Origin of the sequence: Petrotoga miotherma DSM 10691 (assembly GCF_002895605.1) — a bacterium.
In the GTDB taxonomy this organism is placed as follows: domain Bacteria; phylum Thermotogota; class Thermotogae; order Petrotogales; family Petrotogaceae; genus Petrotoga; species Petrotoga miotherma.
Genome location: NZ_AZRM01000027.1, coordinates 1 through 22441, shown reverse-complemented (window position 1 = coordinate 22441; position 22441 = coordinate 1). Strand labels below are relative to the sequence as shown.

Below are 22441 nucleotides of genomic sequence, written 5' to 3'. Positions count from 1 at the left end.
TTTAAACCCCTTCCTTTTTTTAAAAAGCGAGTCCTCCACCACCTATTCTAAATGTGATATATGGACCTGTGGGTCCAAAATTTGGTACACTTCCAATGGTTCTATCGGATAATTTCCAATCACTTACCCATCCCACTGGGGCATATGTGTACCCTGCTGCTAAACCAATAGCTAAACCTCCAGCTGCCTCATCATCACTAAAAGATAATATGTAATCAGCATTTATTCCTACTTTAAAGATAGGAAATTCGGTATAAAGAGTATTTTCGTTGAAAGTGGACAAAGTGTCTTCAAAATCTGTAGAATCAGGGTCTTGGGAAATTTTCAAGGATATTTCACCACCACCAATACCTCCAAGAACATACATTCGAAAAGCTTGTTTAGAAAAAATCAAATAACCAATATTGAATGTTCCATAACCAATGTCGAGGTGTACCGTATTCCCACTAGATTTCTCTTTAGTAGCTATACCGTATCCTTCTCCACCTATTATAAATCTTCCCATTACTCCATAACCCCCACCCCCGTTAGCCAAAGCCACTTCACTTAATTCAGGAAGTCCAGCGGCTTTTAACTGTGTATTTAATTCTTTAACATCAAGCCATTGAGCACCAATATCTCCACCACCAAGTCCTCCATACTGACCGTTTTTCACTTCTTGTGAAAACACTAAACCTACTAAAAGAATAATCAACGTTATTAACAAAACAGTCTTTTTCATATTTCCCCCTCCATTTGTAAAAAATTTTGTTACACCTGATTATATAAAAATTAAATGAATTTAAAATAAAGAAATATTAAGTTTATTTTAGAGCAAAAATAAAATCATCCTTTTTATAAGTTTTTTATTTAGAGTCTGTGGAATTAATGGATATGTTTAGTTAGAAAGCCATGATATACATCACTAATAAATGAGTTACCCACAATGCTAAAGCCATTGATATTTGTATTTTTATAACTCGATACTTATCTTTCATTTCCAAAAGAGCAGCCGGAACGATATTAAAATTAGCTGCCATGGGAGTCATTAAAGTTCCACAGTAACCTGCGGACATAGCCAAAACAGCTATTGTTGCAGGATCTGCACCATGAATCTGGATTACAATTGGGATACCTATCCCGGCAGTGATGACCGCGAAGGCAGCAAAAGCATTCCCCATAATTATTGTAAATAGAGCCATTCCGAATGCGTAGGCAAAAAGTGCCCAAAACAGATTCTGAACCGGGAATATAATTTCAATCCCACGAGCGATTATTTCCCCAACTCCAGCCTGATTGAACAACGCCCCCAATGCTCCTAAATAGGGTGGAAGGACCAAAGCCCAACCAATAGCATCGCTGGTTGATCGACCAGAGTCTAATATATGATCAAATGTTTCCTTTGGAATAAACAATCTATTTAATATTAATGCAATGACGCTTCCAAATCCTAAACCAATTAAAGGATTCCATCCAACAACAGCGAACAAAATGGCCACACCTGAAATGATTAAAATAGGAATTAATAATTTGTTTCCAAGTTCTTTTCTTCTTTTTTCTTTAAATTCTTTTGATGTGTTGAAATAGGTACCTTTTCCTATTTTTCCAATACCCGCATCAATTGCAATTATAACAACCAAAATACCGGAAATGACTGGTGGTAACCATTTTCCAAAAATAAATAAAATAGCTAATATGATCCAAAAAATGATAGTTCCGATTTTTTGTTGATGTTTTTCATCTTTCCAAGTTAGGTATGCGTAATACAGCAACATTAATCCGATTATAATATAGAAAATTTCTAATGTACTTGTGGAAGAGAAGAATTCTTTCATTATTTACTCACCCCTTTGAATCGTCTATCTAGAATCATAAAGTAAATAAATCCGTAGATAGCGGCAACTATAGCCATAGGAATGGCAGCTTTGGCTAAACTAGTTAAACTCAGCTCAAAACCCATTTCACCCATAACTCCTTGAATTAGCAGAAGTCCAGCTGAAGCAGGGAAAACGTTTTGTGCGAAGAAATTTCCTATATTTTCTGATGCGGCAGTCATTGCTTTAATTTGCTCTTCATCATCCTCACTAATTTTAGCATTTCCCAAAGATCCTCTTGCCATAGGATAAATTAAAGGTCTTACGAATGCAGCGTGTCCTCCTATTCTTATGCCTATTGCTACAAAAACCTCTCGTATGAGTTGGTAGATATAAGCTATTCTTCCAGGAGTAGCTGCTCTTAATTTAGATATCAAATGTCCCATTTGTTCCATAAGACCATGTCTTTCCGTGATTCCGATAGCTGGTAACATAATTAAAAATAGAATCATAGTTCTATTAGCGATAAATGATGAACCGATTACCTCAAGAATTTGCACTACGCTTAATCCACCTAATAGTCCAGAAACAAAACCACCTAAAAGAACAGATATAAGCGGATTGATGTTGAACTTACTTCCTAAAGCTAAACCTAAAACAACGATTAAAACCCCTAAAACAGGCAACCAATCCATCTCTAGACCTCCTTTTTTAAGATTTATAATTTCATAGTTTGTTGAATTGCTATTTTCACAGCTTTTACTTGTAAATCTAACGGCAAGCAAGGTAAGTTTTGACCATTTGTGAGAAATTTGTCAACTACTTGTTCTGGAAGATAAGGAACATGAATAAAACCTGTCTTGGCAGGAAATCCGAATTTTGCCGAATGGTATAAACTTAAATACATAACTTCGTTGCAGACGTACAATCCGGCAGTATTAGAAACAATAGAGGGTATTCCTTCTTTCTTTAATTCGTTAACTATTTCTTTTATGGGTAGTTTAGTAAGGTAAGCTGTTTCCCCATCTTTTCTTAATTGCTCATCTATTGGTTGATAATTTTCATTATCGGGGATTCTAGCATCCATTAGGTTTATAGCTACTCTTTCCAAACTTATACTGCTTCGACCAGCTGCTAATCCTAAATGTATTGCGATATCAGGTTTATGTTCTGCCAATAAGTTCGCCAAGCTCTCATCAGCTTTTTTGAACACAACGGGCAGGACCTTTGTAACTATTGAAACTCCTTCTAACTCTTCGTTTTCCAGAGAGTCGATAATTTTTTCTGTTGGATTTATTTTATCGCCCCCAAAAGGTTCAAAACCGGTAACTAAAACTTTCATAAAATATAGCCTCCTTTTTAAATTTTACGTACGGTCTTTAGGAACTCTAAAACATGTGTTAGCACCCCTTTGCCCCACTCCCCACCCATAAGGATAAAGGAATTTCCATCCCCTTCATATACCAAAAGCGGACCACAGTCCGCCTTTTGGTTGTATTAATTATATCATTTTTTCTTTTGAAAAGAAGTAAAGGCCTCTTTCCAGACGTCATGTTCTTTAGGCTCAAAAATTTGAAAGTCGAAAGATCTTTTTATTAAATCCCTTGCTTCTTCAAAGTTTTTAACAAATTGTAAAGCGTATAACTGGGAAACTAAGTTTCCTACTGCGGTTCCTTCAATAGGACCAGTTAAAACAGTGAGTCCTGTTGCATCCGCAATGAATTGACAAAGTAATTTATTTCTGGTTCCTCCACCTACCGCATGAACTCTTTTAAAATCGATTTTCAATATCTTTGATAGTTTTTCTTTAACTTCATTTACTTTGAAGGCAATCCCTTCCAATGCCGTTCTTATAACTTGAGATGTTTCATTTAAAACGGTATCATTATCTTTTATAGACTGCTGAATTATTGCCTGTATCATGTCTTGAGGATTTTGTAAAGAAGGATCATCTACATTGATATAAGAAGAAAATGGTTTTGCATTCTGTGCCATATCTGTAATTTTTTGATAAGTATCGCTGTTGCCCGGCAAGTTAAGACTTTTTATAATGCCCTGAATTAACCACATGCCTGTAACGTTTGCCAATATTCTAAAGGATCCATCCAAACAACCCTCTGCGGCTAAATTGTTTTCCATGAGTTCTTTGTTGAAGGGGACCTCTTTAACAATAGCACCGGTCAAGCACCATGTTCCTAAGCTAATGAACAAGGTATCTGAGGGGTCTGAAGCGATTGCGGCATAGGCTGATCCAGTATCATGACTTGCTGGCAGAATAACATCTATGTCTGAATTATTATTTAAAACATCTTTTTTTATTTTACCAATTTTGGTACCAGCAGGGACTATTTCAGGTAATATATCAGGAATGTCAAACTTTTTCATGATTTCTTCGTCCCACTTTCTTTTTCTATGGTTATAAATCTGGGTAGTTGTAGCCATTGTGAAATCAATAGCTTTTTCACCTGTTAAAAAATAATTTAATAAAGAAGGGATCATCAACAGGTCTTTTGAGATTCTGACAAAATCTGGAGCGTATTTTTGGTAAGCTAATATTTGGTACAATGTATTGAACGGTTGAAACTGTGTTGGCGAGTGTTCATATATCCATTTCTTGCCAGCTTTTTCTATTGCCTCTTGCATTATATTCGTTTTAAACATATTCCTATAATGAACTGGATTGTTTATTAAATAACCCTTTTCGTTTAAAAGTCCGAAGTCCAATCCCCAACTATCTATTCCTAAAGATAGTATCTTTTGATCATTTTTTTGAGCTATTTGAATGCTCTCAATTATATGATTATATAAATTCAAAATGTTCCAAAAAGATATTCTACTTATTTCAACGGGGGAGTTTGAAAAACGATTTACTTCACTCAATATAAGTTTGTCATTCTGTATGTTACCTGCTATTACTTTTCCACCCGAAGAACCAAAATCTAAAGCTAAGTGTAGATATTTCAAGATTATCACCTTTTCTTTGAAAATTTTTTTAGAATAACTTTCCTGGGTTCATGATGTTATTAGGGTCAAATGCTTCTTTTACCTCTTGCATCCATTTGTACTGTTTTGGTTTTGTCTTTTTTAGTAACTCCTTTTTTATGAACCCTACTCCATGTTCCCCGCTTATGGCACCACCCATTTGGGCAGCTTTCATCGCTATTTTTCCAAGTATCTCTTCCGATAAGGTTTTCCATTCTTTCGGTGGGAGATTTTTTGGTTTTAATGGTGCAGGATGGAGGTTACCATCGGCTGCATGCCCTGCAACCGGGATATCTATTTTGAACTCGTTGGATACTTCGTTGATATATTTCATCATTTCAGGTATCTTAGATGTTGGTACTATGACATCTCCAGTTGGTACATATGGATCTACAGCTTTTAAGCTTTCCAGCCAGTTTCTTCTCATACGCCATATCTTTTCTGAGTTACTTCTGTTATCTGCTATGAATACATCTTTTGCTCCGTTTTTTTGTAAAGCTTTCCCGCCTTTTTCATACAATTCTTCAATCTCTTGTAAGCTCGTTGCCTCGTATTGAACTATGAGATAAGATTCTACCTCGTCCTGGTATGGTAATTTCATTCCCGTGTATTTTGAAGCATAGTAAATGGATTTCTTGTCTATGAATTCTATTCCTGAGGGTAAACTCTTTGTCTCGAGCATTAATGGTGCGACATTGCTTATAGCCTTTTCTACACTTTCAAAGGGAACCAGCAGGTCAACAACTTTTCCTGGTTGGGGTATGAGATTTACGTATATCTTTGTGAATATTCCGAGCGTTCCTTCTGAGCCAATGAAAAGTTGTAATAGGTTGTAACCACTTGAATCTTTCCTTCTTTTTCCTCCATATTCTACTATCTCGCCGTCAGGCATTACCATCTCTAATCCCAATATATGATGAGCTGTGTTTCCATATTTTATTACCTTACTTCCACCTGCATTGGTAGCAACATTGCCTCCAATGAAACTCGTTTCTACACTCATAGGATACCCTGCGTAGTATAATCCCTTTTCTGATACAATCCTACATAGATCGTTTGTAACCACACCTGGTTCAACCACAGCAACTAGGTTTTCTGAATCTATTTCTATTATCTTGTTCATTCTCTCAAGGGATATTACTATACCTCCAAATATTGGTATATCCGCACCAGCCAATCCACTGCCAGCTCCTCTTGGCGTTATGGGGATCATTTCGTCGTTTGCCAGTTTTATTATTTGGGATATTTGTTCTTTGGTTTCTGGTTTTACTACAACATCTGGCATGTGTGCATAATACTCTCCACCTGATTCGTCGTTTGAGTAACTTTTTAGACTTTCTGTATCATCGTATATCAATAGTGCATCGTTTTTTAATATTTTTCTCAACTTTTCAACGGTATTGGTAGTTACCTTTCTGTATTCATTCATTTTTATCACCTGATTTGACTTCTTTTTCTAACAGTGGCAATATATCCAAAGCATCACATACAATTCCAAGATCAGATACCTTGAAAATCGGTGCTTCTGGATCCTTGTTTATCGCTATAATATATTTAGATGACGACATTCCAGCTAAGTGTTGCACCGCACCGGATATTCCAATCGCTATGTACAGTTTTGGGCTAACGGTTTTTCCGGAAAGTCCCACTTGGTGGGAGTAGTCTATCCACCCCATATCTACTACCGCCCTTGTCGCACCAACTGCACCTTTTAATTTTTTTGATAGATTTTGTAAGTATTTGAAGTTCTCGGGTTTTTTTAACCCTTTACCCCCAGCTACGATTACATCAGCTTGCTGAAGTGGTTGTACGCTGGTTTCGTCTTTTTTAAATTCTATCCAATTATATTTCGATCGATAGAGTTTTTGATCGTATTCTATTTTTGTTATTTTCCCTTTCCTGTTTTCGTCTTTAGATAAAGGCAGTTTTGATTTAGGTCTTACCGTAGCCATCTGTGGTTTTGTTATTGTTTTTATCTTTGCCATCACGTTTCCACCTATAGCAGGCCTTATTTGTATCAGTGATCTTGTTTTTTCTTCTATTTCAAAATCTGTACAATCTGCTGTTAAGCCAGTGTTTAATTTTGCAGCAAGAGCAGGCATGAGAGTTCTTCCCTTTGTAGTTGCAGATGCTAGTATTATTTCAGGTTTAAAATCTTCTACCATTTTTTTAAGTATGTTTGTGTGTACATCTGGATAAAAATGTTCTAGTTTTTCATCTTCAACATAGTACACGTTGTCAGCCCCATGTTGAATAAGGCTATCCAAATTTTCCGCTTTGTTTGATATTACTACACTTGATAGTTCAACATTCAATTTTGTGGCTAAGTCCTTTCCCCATGAAAGCAGTTCGTACGATACCGTTTCTATTTTTCCATCATTTACCTCCGCTATCGTCCATACGCCTTTGTATTCTTGATTCATGATATCACGCCTTTTTCTTTTAGAAAGCTTGTTATTTTTTCTAGGGCTTCTTGTGGAGTTTTTACTACTACTTTTTCACCATTTCTTGATATCTTTGGATAGAATACCTTTACAACCCTTGTTGGAGATCCTTTAAGTCCTAACTTTTCTTCCTCTATTTTTAACTCTTGATTGCTCACTATTTTTATAATACTTTTTTTAGCTTTTAGTTTGTTTTCTAAATTTGGTAATCTTGGTTCGTTTATCTCTTTCACAACTGTTATTAAAGCCGGTAACTGAGTTTGGATGATTTCGTTTCCACCTTCTACAGCCCTTTGAACGGTTATCGTATCGTTTGTAATGTTAATTATCTTGTTGACATAGGTTAGTATAGGGATATCTAACTGTGTTCCAACAGATGGTCCTACTTGACCTGTTTCCCCGTCTGTTGCCCTTTCACCGGCGAATATAATGTCGTAATTCTTACCTTTTAAATATTGAGTCAACGTATAAGCGGTTGCTAAGGTGTCCGCACCTGCAAACTTTCTATCAGTTAACAATACTCCTTCATCACATCCCATTGATATTGCTTCTTTTAGTGCGTATTCTGCTGAAGGAGGCCCCATCGTCACAACCGTTATCTTAGTTTGTGGTGTATTTTCTTTAATTCTTACCGCTTCTTCGACTGCATACATGTCCAATGGGTTGAGTTCGGATTCCAATTCACTTCTTATCATTGTGCCAGTTTCCTCATCTATCTGTACCTTGTCAGTGGAAGGTACTTGTTTGACTAATACGCATATTTCCATTAAACATGGCTCCTTTTCAATTTTTTATCTTTCCAACAACGTAGGGTCCTTGAGGAATTATCCCTATCTTAGCGCCGTGCCCTTTTAATTTTAAAGCGTTTTTTAATCCTTCTTCTAAACTGTTGATTTTAGTTGAAAAAGTATACTTGTACTCTTCTTCATCCAGCGATGACAACATGAAAATGTTTTTTGTTTTTTCTAATACTTGAGTTAACTTTTGTACCTCCCATTGATCACTTTTGAAAGTTTCAGGAGAATCATGGCTTTTTAAAAATTCTTTTATTCCTTTTTCTTTTACTTCTAAAAGCAATTCTTTAAACTCTTTTTTCCCGATGCCTTTTTCGCATTTAGAAGCCATTATTATAACTCCATCGGGTTTTAATATCTCTGAAGCTTCTACCAAGCCTTTAACGGTTTGATAAAAGTTTTGGTCTAAAGGGTACCCAGCATTTGATGTTATCACTATATCCACAGGTTCCTCTATTTTCACTATTGAATCATATGCTACCATTCTACAACCTACTTCGTGAGCTTGAAAGATATCACCTGCATAAATCCCGGTCACTTCTTTTTTGGCGTTTAAAGAAACATTTACTATGAAATCACAACCAGCCATCATAGCTACTTCTCTAGCCATCTTATCAACAGGGTTATTTTCTAACTGACAACTTTTTGAATTTGGATCTCCCATCGCCTTAACGCCATGAAATACCTTCAAGGTTTCAATGCCAACTATTCCTGGGCAGATTGATTTTCTTCCCCCTGAATATCCTGCCATAAAATGAGGCTCTATTAAACCTGTACAGATTTTTAAGTCCGCTTCTAAATATTTTTTATTCACAATGGCAGGACAACCAGAAGAAGTTTCTCCAATCTTCTTCAATTGAGTATCATCGTAAGCGTTGTGATTAATTATTTTTATATTTTCATCCAAAACTTCTTTACCAACTAATTCTTCAAACATACTTTCTGGGACTGGTTCATGTGAACCATTTGCGATTAAGATTGTTATATTCTCCTTTTTAATTCCAGCAAACCTCAAATCAAAGATTATATAGGGCAAAATAAGAGAATTTGGCACGGGTCTTGTGGTATCCGAAATAACTATGCAACAATCCTTTTTCCTTTTAGCTATGGTTGTAAGAGAGGAGGTGCCAAAAGGAAGGCCTAAGGATTTCATCATCTCAATGTCAAATGCACCCCATACGCCCTTAAATTCCGGCTTTTTTAATAAAGAAACATTTAACTTTTTATCTAAATCTAAAATCTTTTCTTCTTTACCGTAGGGAATCTTAACTTTCATTTTTTCACACCTTCAAAGTTGTTTGGGTACAATTTGCTAAAACTGTCGCTTTGTACCTGATTCTACAAATTCACCGTTTAAAAACAGTTTGTATCTTCTCATTTGTAATACCTTCTATTTTAACTCCTCGGGCGGTTGAATGAGTAACATTTTTCTATAAATCATCGTATTCAAAAGGGGTAAAAACGTTATTTCTTTTCTAGTTCAAAGTAATATTGACCACTACCTAAATTTAAGATTATATTTTCTTCATTATACTCTTTTAGTTTAATATCATTTCTTTCTTTAAAATCTTTAATTTGTTCGTTATCGAACAATAATTCTCTTTCTTCTTTCAAGTTAAATTCATTCCATAATTTGGGGATAAATACATCAGCTTCCGTTCCAAAAGGTATTACTACTGAGAGTTTAAATAAATTTTCTCCTTTTTCCCATGAAACCTGAAATTCGCCTATTATTGTTTTAATTTTAGCTGAGGCAAATCTTTCTTCTCCAACTAAATGTGGTTTGATTCTAGCTTTTTTCCAGCCATCTTTTTCTAAAGATATTCCAGCCAAGTATTTGTAAAAAAAGGTATCCACAGAGCCTAACATAATATGATTTTGAGAGTTCATTCCTCCAGCTTCTAACTTTTCCCACCTCTCCCAAACGGTTGTTGCGCCTTCTTTAATCATGTATCCCCAGCTTGGATAGCTTTCTTGGGTTGCTATTCTAAATGCGAGGTCTGGGTATCCATTCTCACTCAGTACATCGAATAAATACCTTGTTCCCACTATTCCTGTATCTAGATGAGAATCCTGATGCTCTACAATATTGTTTATCAATTTCTCTAAAATAAATTCTTTTTTATCATTCGGAACCATGTTATAGTATATAGGAAGAATTTGAGACGTTTGAGAAATTAATCGATCTACTGGTCCAAACATTCTACTTTCGTAACCATAATCTTTAAGAAAGTAGTCATTAAAAGATTTTTTAATGTTTTCAGATAATTCAAAGTAATGTTGAGCATCTTTTTCTTTTCCTAAAACCTCAGCAATTTTTGAAAAGAGGTAAACGTCATTGTAGTAGTACCATGTTGAAGTAAACTCTACAGGGGTCTTTTTAGGAGATATAGCTCCTGGAGGGCACCAATCACCAAATTTGCCCAATTTTTTTAACAAATTGTTTTCACTACTCTTATGTAAAAACTCTACGTAATTTTTCATAGATTCGTAGTGATCTGACAAAACTTTTTCATTTTTATAGTATTTATACAAGTACCAAGCTATCGTTATGTAAGCTGTTCCCCATGCGGGATCTGCCGGATAAAGTTTTATATAGGCGGGTACAACATCAGAAATTGAGCCATCCTCTTTTTGTGATAATTTTATCTCTTGAAGATAATTTTCATAAAAAAGGCTCATATCAAAATTGTATATCGCTTCTTCCGCAGATAATTGTGCATCTCCCATCCATCCAAATCTTTCGTCACGCTGAGGGCAATCTGTGGGAATACTATGTAGGTTACTCAATTGTCCCCACAATATATTTTTATGGATTTTATTTATAAGTTCATTTGAACAATAAAAGTCACCAACCTTTTCTACATCCGAATGAATAAAGCGTCCTTCTATATTATCTATTGTAGGAACAAATGGTGATCCACTCACTTCCACATATCTAAAACCATGGTAAGTAAATCGTGGTTCGTAGCTTTCTTTACCTTCGCCTTTTAGGATATATATATCTGTAGCTTCAGCTTTACGCAATGTATTAGTTTTTAAAGAGCCATCTTCATTGACTAGTTCGCTATGTCTTAGTTTTAATTGTGTACCTTTAGGACCAGATACATTAATTTTTACCCAACCTGTAAAGTTCTGACCAAAATCATATACGAATACACCTGGTTTTAGTGTGTACATTTTTATGGGTTTGAGAATTTTTGTGACTCTAATTGGTGGCATATTTTGGTATCTCAAATTTGGGCCTTCTGTAACTTCTACTTCTTCCCAATTTGAAGCATCAAAATGGTAAGTGCACCAATCTGGCATTTCTAATGTTCCGTCGTATTTTTCACCGTAATACATTCCATTTTCCTGCAACGGTCCATGAGATGAACCCCAACTTTCATCACTTAATATATATTCTTTTTCTCCATTTACGTATTCGAGCAATATTTGAATTATAAGTTTTGGTTTCGAATATCCAAATTGTTCTAAATGTCTTCCATTACCTAAAATCACTCCTACACAATTCTGCTCTGTAATAAAAGAAGTAATATTGTAAACATTAAACAAAGCTTCTTTGGAATATTCTGATTGTCCAGGATCAAGAACATTATTTCCTACTTTTTCTCCATTTAGATAAAGTTCATAGAACCCTAGCCCGCTAATATATGCTCTAGCACTCTGTACCTCATTTTTAATTTCAAATGTTTTTCTAAAATATGCAGCATGGTAGTGCTTGAATTTTTCTGTGCTAAAATCGCCTGCAGAATAGAAGGTTTTTAAATCTCTTTTTGTGATCCATTTTGCTTTCCAATCACTTTTATTCAAAGGTCCTGTTTCAAAAAAAGATGTTTTACTCCAAGTGCTTTCCTCTCCTTTTTCATCCCATATTTTAACTTTCCAGTAATACCTTTTGAAACTTTCCAATTCTTCACCGCTATAGTAGCAGTAATTATCTTCACTTTCAATTTTATGGGTATCCCATATATTTCCTTCATTTTGTTCAATGAGCTGTTGAGATGATGATATTAAAACTCGATAGGCACTTTGTTTTTTTCTCCTTTCACTGGTTTCAACTACCCACGACAGCCTGGGCCTTGTATCTTTTAAAGCTAAAGGATTTATAGCGTATGTTGTATACATATTTCTAACATCAATTTTCATATTGGTTTCTCCTTTTGATACAAAAAAATGTTTTTATCCTATTTCTCTCAGATGGCTAACAAATCAATTTAATATGCCGATTCTCTTTCCTTCACCATCTTCCAGTACTCCTCACACTCCTTTACGTATTTTATCGTATCTTCAGGTAATCCTTTTTCTTTTCTCACCTCCCTTAAGATTTCCCTTACATCTGTTTCGTAGGCTTCTTTTAAAGTCTCTTCTGACGCTACAACGTCATGATTTTCTTGAGCTTGTTTCAATTTTTCATAATCTACTAGTAGAGACTTTGCATAGGTGATTTGTAGATTATTTAAGGACTGTACCACAGCAAGGATTTTTGGTTTTACATTGTGACTTTGATCTAATACCAAGCTGATTTTTTGGTTTTGACTTTCTGCAGAAAGATCAAAAAATTTGTTGAGCTCAACGAAGATTAGAAATAATTCATACGGATTGAGAGAACCAACAGTTAAATCATCATCTGCGTATTTTCTTGAATTGAAGTGAAATCCACCTAACTTATTTTTTTGAGATAACAAAGAAACTATAAATTCAATGTTCGTTCCTTGGGGATGATGGCCTAAATCAACAAGTACCTTCATATTTTCACCTAATTCTTTCGACAACATATATGAAGTTCCCCAATCGAATAGTAGTGTTGAATAAAAGGCAGGTTCAAAGAATTTATATTCTAAAAGCATAGTCATATCTTTTTCTAAATGTTTTGTAATTTGTTTTAATGAATTTTCCAGTAATTCAAAAGATTTATTGAAATCAATCTGTCCAGGATAATTAGAACCATCTGGGATCCACATGGATAAAATTTTTGAATTTGTTTCTTTCATTATTTCTATACATTCAAAGGTTTGATCAATAGCTTTTTGCCTTATTTTTAAGTTAGAATTACTTAGTGAACCAAATAGGTAGTCTTCGTCTTCAAAATAATTTGGATTTACTGCACCTATTTTTACCCCTTTTTCTTCTGCGTACTCTTTTAAAACCTTATAATCTTCAACTTTGTCCCACGGTATATGTATTGCAACAGCAGATACAGCATCGGTTATTTTGTTTACAAATGCAGCGTCATCAATTTTTTCATAAACATTTCTGGCTTCACCAGGAATATGAAAAGCATGAAATCTTGTTCCAGATTTTCCAAACCCCCATGAGGGGACTTCTACTTTAAAATTTTTTATTTTTTCTTTTATCTCAGTTAACTCCATCATTGTTCCTCCTTGTTTCTTCTGAAAAATTCTTTGAATGCAGTTATTTTTTCTTTTGGTATTTCATTCACATTAGAATAAAGTTTTGAAATGAATGAAACTTGAGCAAGGAATTCTAAAGTTTCCAGTTTTACATAGGCTTCACTCATGTCTTTTCCGGCAACCGTCACTCCATGGTTTTGGAGAACGAATACACGAGATCCATTTTCTAAACCTTCATTAAAGGCATCTGCAAATTCCTGGGTTCCCGGCATTTGATATGGTATATAGGTTATTGGATCCAATACTAAAGAAGATTCTGGAAGAGCGTTTATTGGTAATTTCTCAAAAGTAATTGCAAAAGAGGTAGCGTATATTGAATGAGCATGGATAATTGCGTTTACATCATTTGCTTTTTCGTATATTTTTATATGCATTTTTCTTTCTGAAGAAGGTTCTTTAAGTCCGTCGATTTTGTTCCCGTTTTTATCTATGGTGATGATGTCTTTCTCTGTTAAAAAGTGTTTTATAGTTGATGTTGGAGTGATATATATTTTGTCTCCATATTTTATACTCATATTTCCGCCCGTTCCATCCGTCAGTTTTCTGTCCCATACTAATTTTGCAAATTCTGCAACTTCTTTTTTTAATTGCTCTTCTAACATGTTGTAGCCTCCTGTGTTTTTATTTTTAGAATTGATATTTCTAAATTTAATATTATATTTTTGTAAAATATGATCATTCTATGATAATATTATGATATAATTTCAACATAGTATATCATTAAGTTTGCTAAATACAAAACTAACATAATCAAAGATTTTTTGAGTTATTCGCAAATAATTCATTATAATCGGCCGTAATCGGATTTCTTGCATGATTTTAAACTTTTTAATTTTTCTTTAAAAAATATTTTTATAAAACATTGATGGAGAGTGATTTTAATGACAAAAGTTATGAGGCAGGATAAAATTTTAGAAATTTTAGAAAGAGAAAAATCTGTTAATATAGAAGATTTGGCGGAAGAGTTGGGTGTATCTATGGTAACTTTGAGAAGAGATATATCAGAGCTATATAAAAAAGGGCTAATTGAGAAATTCTATGGAGGCATAAGGGGAAAGAGAAATAGCTTATCCGAAGCTCGATTTTTTGAGAGAATGAAGCTTAATCAAGATAAAAAAGAAAAGATTGCTGAGTTAGCCTTAAAATTTATAACTCGAGATTCAACTTTGTTTTTAGATGCGAGTAGTACTTCCTACATTTTAGCTCAGAAGATAGCTCAAAAAAAAGAGTTTATGAACATTGTAACTAATAATCTCTACACCGCATTGGCACTCTGTGAGAATCCTACTCACAACGTAGTAGTTGCAGGTGGAACATTAGATAACAAAAATGGGGTAACTGTTGGTGTTATCCCCGAGAATATGATGAAAGAAATCCGTGTAGAAAAAGCCTTTTTTTCTTGTAGTGCCTTTTCTTTTGAAGAGGGCGCATTTGAGCATTTACCACAAAGTGCTAGTATCAAAAAGATCGTTGGAGAAAATTGTAATGAAATATATATGCTTGTTGACAGTTCTAAGTTTGGTAAAAAATCAATAATGAAAACATTTGAAATAGAAGAAATAGATAAATTTATCACTGACTCTTATAACGAGGATTTATACAAAATTTTTGCAGATAAGTTTGTTTATTAAGTAAAGGGGGGCATTAGCCCCCTAAAATAAACTATTTTTTGCTGTAGTGCTTCCTCATTTCTTCATTACCTGGCAAAGCAAGTATTTCATCGATAACTTTTACTACCTGGTCGTAAGATTTTGTACGTGGATCTCTGATCAAGAATTCTTCGAGTACTTTTTTATCTCCAGTTAGGAATGCTTCTAATGCCCATTCCATCCTCATAATTCTTGGGTATAAGTACATCTTTTTAATTCTTTCTGGAAGTGGTGGATCTATTTTGTAACGATGGATTCCATTTTTGTCTGCATACACAGGAATTTCGACGGCTACATCGTCTGGTATGCCAGGTATAGTACCGTTATTTGGTAAATTGAGAACAAGGTCTACTTTTTCGTCGTTTAATAAGGCATTTGCCAACAATATATGTTGTTCGCCGCTTTTCTTTTGAGGATCTAACAAGCTGCATATTTCTTTTGTGAATTCTTCTTTTACATCGTTTTTGGTTTGAGAGATTATCTCATTGAGTGAATCTTTTGAAAGTAATTTGGCGTTTTTATTCTCTTGGAAATATTTGGCAACTTTTTGCATTGCTAATGCAATCTCTGCTTGTCTGTCTTGATACCATTTCCATCCTAATTCTGAATCAACGCCTCCCCATGGCTCTCCGAACCACTTTTTCTTTGTTTCAAGGTTGTAATGGTATTTCCAACTTCCGTTCCTGACTGTGTCTCCAATAGGCATTTTCCCATAGAATTCATACATATCTTTTGCAACGGGAGAAAGTTGATCGTCGAATGGATTGGTGGGTTTGAAATTTTTAATCTCTTTTTCTAATAGTTCATCAATGAGTGGATAGGCATCTTTTCCTTCGTACATGAATTTTGTTAACCATATTCCATGGTTTACACCTGCTACTTGCCATTCGACTTTTTCCGCATCTAAACCTAATTTTTCAATTATATGGTCTACACCATGATGTCCATGGCATATTCCAACCATGTTGATTGGGACCGTTCTTGTTATTAAATTAGTTAATTCAAAAACAGGGTTTGCCGCTTGCAAAAGCCATGCCTTAGGAGATATCCTTTCAATAGCTTTTGCAACATCGTGCATAAACTTTAATTGATTGAAATTACTTATTGTGTAATAATCTGAAACCATGTTGAATTCTTGTGAGTCTATTCCTCTGTAATATCCGTATTTTTCTGAAATTTTTCTTACCTGTTCAAAGTAACTGTGCCCTCCAACAAGGGCTGTATTTACAACAAAACTTGAGTCTTTTATTGCATCTTCAACGTTTGTTGTAGTTTCAAACCTCAAATCTGTTCCGAACTCTTCTGCAAATTTTTTAGCAAGCATGTGTACTGCGTTCAATCTGTCTTTGTCTATATCCATTAAGGATACCAAACTTCCTGATAGACCCTTTGTTTTACAAAGGTCAGTAACCAATCTTAAAGAAAATGCTGCACTTCCTGCTCCAATGATTCCTAACTTGATAGCTGTCATTTACCTTTTTCCTCCTTTGTAAGTTCTTTGATTATGTGGATTTCCTTATAACCAATCTAGGTGGTAGAAAAATTTGATCCAAAATATACTCGGTGTGTGCATTCGTTTTTTCAATTTTTTTGATTAATATATCAACGCTTTTTCTACCGATTTCTCGTGTGGGTTGCGCGACGCTGGTTAACGGTGGATTTGTTAAATTACAAATTATGGTGTTATCAAAACCTACTACCGCTACATCATCTGGAACTTTCATTTTATTTTTTATCAAAATATTGATCACTTTTGTTGCTATAATATCGTTTATAGTGTAGACTGCTGTTATATTATTATCTATAATTTTTGTTAGTAACTTTTTTTCACTGATTTTTTTAGAATCAGATATCTCCTCAGGAGCCACTAGATAATTGTCTTCGTTAAAATTCAAATTGTTAGCTATGATTTCTTCATAAAATCCTTTTAACTTTTTATCTTTTAAATATCCAATATATCCGATGTTTATGTGCCCTTTATTTATTAGATATTTAGCAACGATTTTTCCCGCCAAATAGTGATCAACCGTTACATAATCAAAACCATCTAAATCTTGGGCACATATAACAGTAGGTAAGATTGATTTGATTTTAGTTATATGTTCAACATGAGACAGATCCGTTGGATTTATGATTAATCCGTCAACTCTTCTACTTAAAAGCATTTCTATTTGTTCTTTTTCTCTTTGAAGGCTACCATAAGTGATTGACAGAACAATGTTATAATGATAGTAATTTGCTTCTTCTTCTAAGGATTCTAGTATTTCTGGGAAATAAGGGTTCGTTAATTCGGGTAGTACTATTCCAATAAGAAAGCTTTTATTTTTGACAAGGCTTCGTGCCATTCTATTGGGTTGATAATTGTATTTTCTAATGTATTCTAAAACTTTTCTTTTGATTTCAGGATTGACGTTAGGATTATTATTTATCACCCTTGAAACAGTTGATTGAGAAACTCCAGCCATTTTGGCAATTTCTTTCATTGTTTTCATAAAAATTTTCCCCATTTCCTTTAAAATCATGAATTCGATTTATCTAAGAAGTTCTCGAATTACTTTAAATACTTTCTGAATACGTATTCTTATTTTATCAGAATTATATTATTTTATCAAATCCGATTAGAGATAATTAGAGGCGATTAAAGAGATTTAGGATTGATTATACTGTAAAAGCTTTGTTTTTCAGCCAATTCAATAAAAGCTTAGTTATTTGAAGAAGTTTTGAGGGAGGAGTGAAATTAAGCGACGAAATGTATATGAAAGGATTTTTCCAAAAAGTATTGATTACTTTATTAGGTGAGATATCAGATCAATAAATTTCTTTTCTTTTTCTTCATTCCATATAAATTCTTTTTGATGTTTTTCAACGTTTTTTATGATGCTTGCGTAATTTTTGCATGCGTTAGTAATCTTTTCAACACTTTCTTCCAAGTTAGCTGGATCTATAACTACTCCTAAGCCTAAATCCTCTACCTGTTTAGCCATTGACACAAAAGACTCTTTTACAATAACAGGGGTACCTGCAGCTAAGGAATCATAAAACTTGTGAGGCAAAGCGTAAATGTCGTTTTTATAATCTCTGTTTTTGACGGTGTTGTAAGAAATTAAAGAAAACATGGCTTTGGATAGTTCATTCATCATTTCATCGTAAGGTAAGAAATTTGTATATTCATGGGGTATGTCCATAAACTCTTTTGAATCCATTCCTATAACCTTGAATTTAAAACCCTTTTCGATTAAAGATTTTAGGATTTTTTTCTCATCTTCAATCTTTCTTGTTACTTTACCAACTAAGACAATTTCTTTTCTCTTTTTTTGAATATCAGGTTTTATAATAAAATTTGCGTAATTTGGTATAATATACGTTTTTTCTTTATCTACGTTCGTTTTGTCAACAACATCTTTTCTTGTTTCTTCTGAAACGAAAATTGTCAAATCTGAGAGTTCTAACTGCTTTTTAAAAAACCTCCAGACGGTTTTTACTTTTAAATTTCCAATGATTCCTTCTAACTCTGCTAAAAAATTTTCTGGATGGTATTCGTGAATATCGTAAACGACTTTTTTATTTCTTTTTTTTGCTATTTTAAAAGGCTCCAAAGGTATGCTTGCTAGAAAATGATGCATGTATAAGATGTCGTAATTTTTTTCAGATACCAAATTGCATATTTTTTTATCAAGAGGTTTTCTATTAATAAGCTTTTTTAATGGATTGCCTTTTGTTTCTTTGATATCTTTTATGGGTATGTATTCAATATTTCCATCTATATATTCTTTTTCATCTTTATTGGTCAAGTATTGGTAAATAATCTCATGAACTTTAGAAAGAGTTTTAACCGTTCTATATACTCTTTTGTCAAATTTTGGGTGCATGTAGCCAATGATTAGTATTTTCATAAGATTTCACCTTGAAATTATAAAGACTGTGTTTTTATTATCTCTGATTTATTATATCATAAGAAACAACTGCTTTCTACATGAAGCTAATGTGAGATATAGAATTAAAAGGAAAGTTTATTTGTTATAATTATGAATATGTGACTTATTAAGATATATAGATTTCCTCACTGGGGAGGTTTTGGTATGATCAATACGTTGTTTAAATCGTTTTTGTTTTTACTTTCGTATCTGCCTCTTTTTGTTATCTTTGCCATTAATAATTTTGGGAACGTTTTGTTCTTATTTTTTAGTATTTTTTCGATTTTTGTTTTTGTTGTTTCTTTGGTTCTTTTTATTTCTGCTAAGAATAATGCCGAGGAAAAGTTCATTAAATTTGAGAAAGTAGAATCACAGAATGTGAGGTTATTGGATTATATTTTTGTTTATATCTTGCCTTTTATCAATATGGGTGGCATAAAAGAATTGATTTCTTTTGCCATAATCGTTTTTATCGTAGGCAATATTTATGTAAAAACGGATTTAATTGTTATAAACCCTGTTCTTTCTTTATTTGGCTATAGCATTTACAAGGTTTATCTTATGGACGGACGTGAAAAAAGTATGAGGCCCGTTTGGTTGATTTCAAAGTCAATAACCGAAGGAATGAAATTTAAAGAGTTTTCCAAAGATATTTATTTGGGGATGGGTGGCAAGAGATGAATAAAGTTAATTGGGATGAGATTTTAGAGAATATCTTTTTAAAAGAGAATTTAGAACTTCTTAGGGAGTTAATAGATACTTCAGAGGATTTCATAATGGATGTTTTTATCCAAAATGAGAACAACGAAATATTTTGGTTGAAAAATGAAGATCCCTTCTTTTTCAAGAGCATTTTTCTGGCCTCTGCTGACGAGTTTTTAAATGATTTAGTCGACAAAGAGTCAAACAAGGTAGATGAGTACGAGACAGTCATTCATGACAGGAGTTTTTTGTTTCTGAAAGATGTTAAAGAGAATGTGAGTGATGTTGGGGATATTGTTGAGATTATTCGTGAAGGTAAGTATATAAAAAATTATTCTAATGGAGAGTTGGAAACGATTAAGAAGTTCAAACTGATAGTAAAGTTGTATAGTAAAGAGTTGAATGATTTTTTGTTGGGTATTCAATATTTAACGGCTTCCAAAATCTTTAAAGACAAAAGGATTCTAGCTCTTACTGCACGTAAAATTCAACCTTTAAAAGAACGGCTTTTCATAATTCCTAAAAATAGTTTTGATTACATGGTTGTTGGAGATACTGTCTTAATTAGAAATCTGACTTATTTTGAAAGAGATTTCGGGTTTTACAAGAAATATGAAGAGGCTAAAGATGAAGTTATCGAGGAAATAAAAAGAGAGGAGAATCTTTTTGGTAAGGATATTAAATTAAAAGGTATCGATTATTTTAGTGAGAAAATCAAAAATAAACCTTTGTATTTGAAGAGGTTTTATAAGGTTATCAAAAAAGGTAATTATAAGAAATTTGAGTTTTCTAAGGTTAAGGAGATAATAGATGATTTCAATCTAAAAGTTAAGTTTGATGAGAGTAATAAATGTATTGATTTAGGCGAAGAGACTTCTATTAAAGATTTTTTGCAACTCTACGACGAACTGTATTATAGATCTGATTTGTCAGGCAATAGAATGGTGGCAAGTGAAAATAGCCCTTATAAAGAGTAATATCTTTCTTTCAAAAATTCAACGATTCTTTGAGATGTCTTTCCATCTCCAAAAGGGTTGTTTGCTTTACTCATTTGAACATATTTTTCTGTTTCTAATTCTTTCATGGCTTGATACACTTTTTCTTCTTGCGTTCCTACCAATTTTGCTGTTCCTGCTTCTATTGCCTCTGGTCTTTCCGTTGTTTCTCTTAATATCAACGTTGGTTTGCCCAATGTGGGAGCTTCTTCTTGTATCCCTCCTGAATCTGTCATTATGTAATAACTTTCGTCCATTAACGCTATGAATTCTAAGTATTCTACAGGATCTATTAGTATGGCTTTTTCCTCGTTTCCAAGTATTTTATACACACTTTCTCTCACTATCGGATTTAAGTGAACTGGAAATACTATGTACATTTCTTTGTTTTCGTGTAGATACCTTTTTATTGCTTTCATCACGTTTTCTATCGGTTTTCCCCAGTTCTCCCTTCTATGCATCGTAACTAAGATAAACCTTTTGTTCTTTATGTTGTATTTTTCTTTAATCTTTTCTATATCTTTATTTTTGTTTTCTTTTACCCATAGTAATGCATCTATAACCGTGTTCCCCGTTACTATTATATTTTTTTCTTCTACACCTTCTTTTAGTAGGTTATCTTTTGCCTTTTGGGTAGAAGCAAAGTGGTGCTTTGCAATTGTGCCTGTTAGTCTTCTGTTCATTTCTTCTGGGAAAGGGTTGTATATATCGTTCGTTCTTAGGCCTGCTTCCACGTGCCCAACAGGTATTTTGTTGTAAAAAGCAGCGAGACTTCCTACAAAAGTCGAGGTTGTATCGCCTTGTACTAGTATATAATCGAATGGTTCAATTTTTAGAATTTTATCTATCTCTGTAACTAGTTTTGAAGTTAGTTGTGATAGGGTTTGGTTTTTTGTCATTATATTTAAGTCGTAGTCTGGTTTTATTTCAAAAAGTTTCAACACTTGATCGAGCATTTCTCTGTGTTGAGCGGTTGCTATTACTTTAACTTCCATATTTTCTTCTTTCATCTTTTTGTATAATGGTGCCATTTTTATTGCTTCTGGTCGTGTTCCAAATATCATTGCTGTTTTCATTAAAAAAGCTCCTTTTTATGAAAATTCAGCAAAAACACTCTCCAATTTATTGGAGAGATGATAGCTGGTTTTAGAAACACAAAGCGAATCTAGGTCAAAAATACGTTGTTAATTATATATATGTATGGTACAATTGTATTATATCATACAATTATCGAAATTAAGGTGATTGAATATGTTAAAAACATACAAGTTTCGTATATATCCAACAAACGAACAAATTGAGAAACTTAATCAGCATTTTGGACATAATCGATTTGTGTTCAACCTATTCTTAGAGTTTACAAACAATGCATATAAGAATACTAAAACGTATACTAACTACTATGTATGGGCTAAAGTACTTACGGTTTTAAAAAAAACTGAGAAGTATCAATGGCTAAACGATGTCAACTCTCAATCATTACAACAGTCTATAAAAGATTTAGAGATTGGGTTTGAACGCTTTTTTAAGAAACTGAGTAAACATCCGAAGTTTAAAAAGAAATCAAGTAGACAATCGTTTAGAGTTCCACAACATATACAACTATATGAAAATGAGGGTAATGATAAATACGAAATTCTTTTCGTACCAAAATTTAAAGAAGGTATTAAAGTAAGAGTACATCGAAAAATCGATCCAAATGCAAAGATAAAAAATTGTACTTTCATTAAAACTCCAACAGGTAAGTACTTTGT

The 22441-nt window shown here is 33.5% G+C and carries 20 protein-coding genes; 4 read left to right on the top strand and 16 right to left on the bottom strand.

The window, feature by feature from the left end; genetic code table 11:
- Window positions 1-19: 19 nt before the first annotated feature.
- The 12 genes from X928_RS05800 to X928_RS05745 form a co-directional block, all read right to left on the bottom strand.
- Window positions 20-721 (bottom strand): hypothetical protein, encoded by a 702-nt coding sequence (locus X928_RS05800; RefSeq protein WP_103078890.1) that lies wholly within the window; start codon window positions 719-721, stop codon window positions 20-22.
- A gap of 160 nt (window positions 722-881) precedes the next feature.
- Complete coding sequence (locus X928_RS05795; RefSeq protein WP_103078889.1) at window positions 882-1814, bottom strand: DUF979 domain-containing protein; 933 nt, start codon at window positions 1812-1814, stop codon at window positions 882-884.
- Window positions 1814-2488, bottom strand: a complete 675-nt coding sequence (locus tag X928_RS05790) for a 5-oxoproline transporter, DUF969 family subunit (protein WP_103078888.1) — start codon at window positions 2486-2488, stop codon at window positions 1814-1816. Before X928_RS05790 ends, X928_RS05795 begins: the two co-directional genes overlap by 1 nt.
- Before the next feature lie 23 nt (window positions 2489-2511).
- Window positions 2512-3135 (bottom strand): pyroglutamyl-peptidase I, encoded by a 624-nt coding sequence (locus X928_RS05785; protein WP_103078887.1) that lies wholly within the window; start codon window positions 3133-3135, stop codon window positions 2512-2514.
- Window positions 3136-3299: 164 nt separating this feature from the next.
- On the bottom strand, window positions 3300-4757 hold the full coding sequence (locus X928_RS05780; protein ID WP_146026641.1) for a rhamnulokinase: 1458 nt from the start codon (window positions 4755-4757) through the stop codon (window positions 3300-3302).
- A 28-nt stretch (window positions 4758-4785) separates the two neighbouring features.
- Entirely contained in the window at window positions 4786-6204 is a 1419-nt protein-coding gene (locus X928_RS05775) for an FAD-binding oxidoreductase (protein WP_103078885.1), read from the bottom strand.
- Window positions 6197-7198: an electron transfer flavoprotein subunit alpha/FixB family protein gene (locus X928_RS05770; protein WP_103078884.1), complete on the bottom strand. Its 1002-nt coding sequence runs from the start codon at window positions 7196-7198 to the stop codon at window positions 6197-6199. The genes X928_RS05775 and X928_RS05770 overlap by 8 nt, the downstream gene beginning before the upstream one ends.
- Window positions 7195-7986, bottom strand: coding sequence for an electron transfer flavoprotein subunit beta/FixA family protein (locus X928_RS05765; protein ID WP_103078883.1), 792 nt, complete (start codon window positions 7984-7986; stop codon window positions 7195-7197). Before X928_RS05765 ends, X928_RS05770 begins: the two co-directional genes overlap by 4 nt.
- Before the next feature lie 16 nt (window positions 7987-8002).
- A complete protein-coding gene (locus X928_RS05760) occupies window positions 8003-9289 on the bottom strand; it encodes a nickel-dependent lactate racemase family protein (RefSeq protein ID WP_103078882.1) in 1287 nt (428 codons plus the stop codon).
- 188 nt (window positions 9290-9477) lie between these two features.
- Entirely contained in the window at window positions 9478-12162 is a 2685-nt protein-coding gene (locus X928_RS05755; protein ID WP_103078881.1) for an alpha-L-rhamnosidase, read from the bottom strand.
- A 68-nt stretch (window positions 12163-12230) separates the two neighbouring features.
- Entirely contained in the window at window positions 12231-13385 is a 1155-nt protein-coding gene (locus tag X928_RS05750; RefSeq protein WP_169926319.1) for a TIM barrel protein, read from the bottom strand.
- Window positions 13385-14029 (bottom strand): class II aldolase/adducin family protein, encoded by a 645-nt coding sequence (locus X928_RS05745; protein WP_103078879.1) that lies wholly within the window; start codon window positions 14027-14029, stop codon window positions 13385-13387. The genes X928_RS05750 and X928_RS05745 overlap by 1 nt, the downstream gene beginning before the upstream one ends.
- 279 nt (window positions 14030-14308) lie before the next feature.
- Between X928_RS05745 and X928_RS05740 the strand changes: the two genes are divergently transcribed.
- Window positions 14309-15058 carry a DeoR/GlpR family DNA-binding transcription regulator gene (locus X928_RS05740; RefSeq protein WP_103078878.1) on the top strand — a complete coding sequence of 250 codons (750 nt, stop codon included), beginning with the start codon at window positions 14309-14311 and terminating at the stop codon, window positions 15056-15058.
- 31 nt (window positions 15059-15089) lie between these two features.
- Here the strand turns inward: X928_RS05740 and aglA are convergent, their stop codons facing one another.
- The 3 genes from aglA to X928_RS05725 form a co-directional block, all read right to left on the bottom strand.
- Window positions 15090-16547, bottom strand: coding sequence for an alpha-glucosidase AglA (aglA, locus tag X928_RS05735; protein ID WP_103078877.1), 1458 nt, complete (start codon window positions 16545-16547; stop codon window positions 15090-15092).
- A gap of 31 nt (window positions 16548-16578) precedes the next feature.
- The gene (locus X928_RS05730) at window positions 16579-17568 is read right to left on the bottom strand and encodes a LacI family DNA-binding transcriptional regulator (RefSeq protein ID WP_169926318.1); all 990 of its coding nucleotides are present in this window, start codon (window positions 17566-17568) and stop codon (window positions 16579-16581) included.
- A gap of 291 nt (window positions 17569-17859) precedes the next feature.
- Window positions 17860-18969: a glycosyltransferase gene (locus X928_RS05725; RefSeq protein ID WP_103078875.1), complete on the bottom strand. Its 1110-nt coding sequence runs from the start codon at window positions 18967-18969 to the stop codon at window positions 17860-17862.
- 186 nt (window positions 18970-19155) lie between these two features.
- On the opposite strand from X928_RS05725, the gene X928_RS05720 reads away from it, so the two are divergent.
- The gene (locus X928_RS05720; protein ID WP_103078874.1) at window positions 19156-19671 is read left to right on the top strand and encodes a hypothetical protein; all 516 of its coding nucleotides are present in this window, start codon (window positions 19156-19158) and stop codon (window positions 19669-19671) included.
- Complete coding sequence (locus tag X928_RS05715) at window positions 19668-20669, top strand: Kiwa anti-phage protein KwaB-like domain-containing protein (protein ID WP_103078873.1); 1002 nt, start codon at window positions 19668-19670, stop codon at window positions 20667-20669. The genes X928_RS05720 and X928_RS05715 overlap by 4 nt, the downstream gene beginning before the upstream one ends.
- Here X928_RS05715 and wecB read toward each other — a convergent pair.
- Window positions 20657-21763: a non-hydrolyzing UDP-N-acetylglucosamine 2-epimerase gene (wecB, locus tag X928_RS05710; protein WP_103078872.1), complete on the bottom strand. Its 1107-nt coding sequence runs from the start codon at window positions 21761-21763 to the stop codon at window positions 20657-20659. The two genes, X928_RS05715 and wecB, sit on opposite strands and share 13 nt — an antisense overlap.
- A gap of 175 nt (window positions 21764-21938) precedes the next feature.
- On the opposite strand from wecB, the gene X928_RS05705 reads away from it, so the two are divergent.
- Window positions 21939-22441: RNA-guided endonuclease InsQ/TnpB family protein (locus X928_RS05705; RefSeq protein WP_146026640.1), on the top strand; the 503-nt coding region annotated here is incomplete at its 3' end.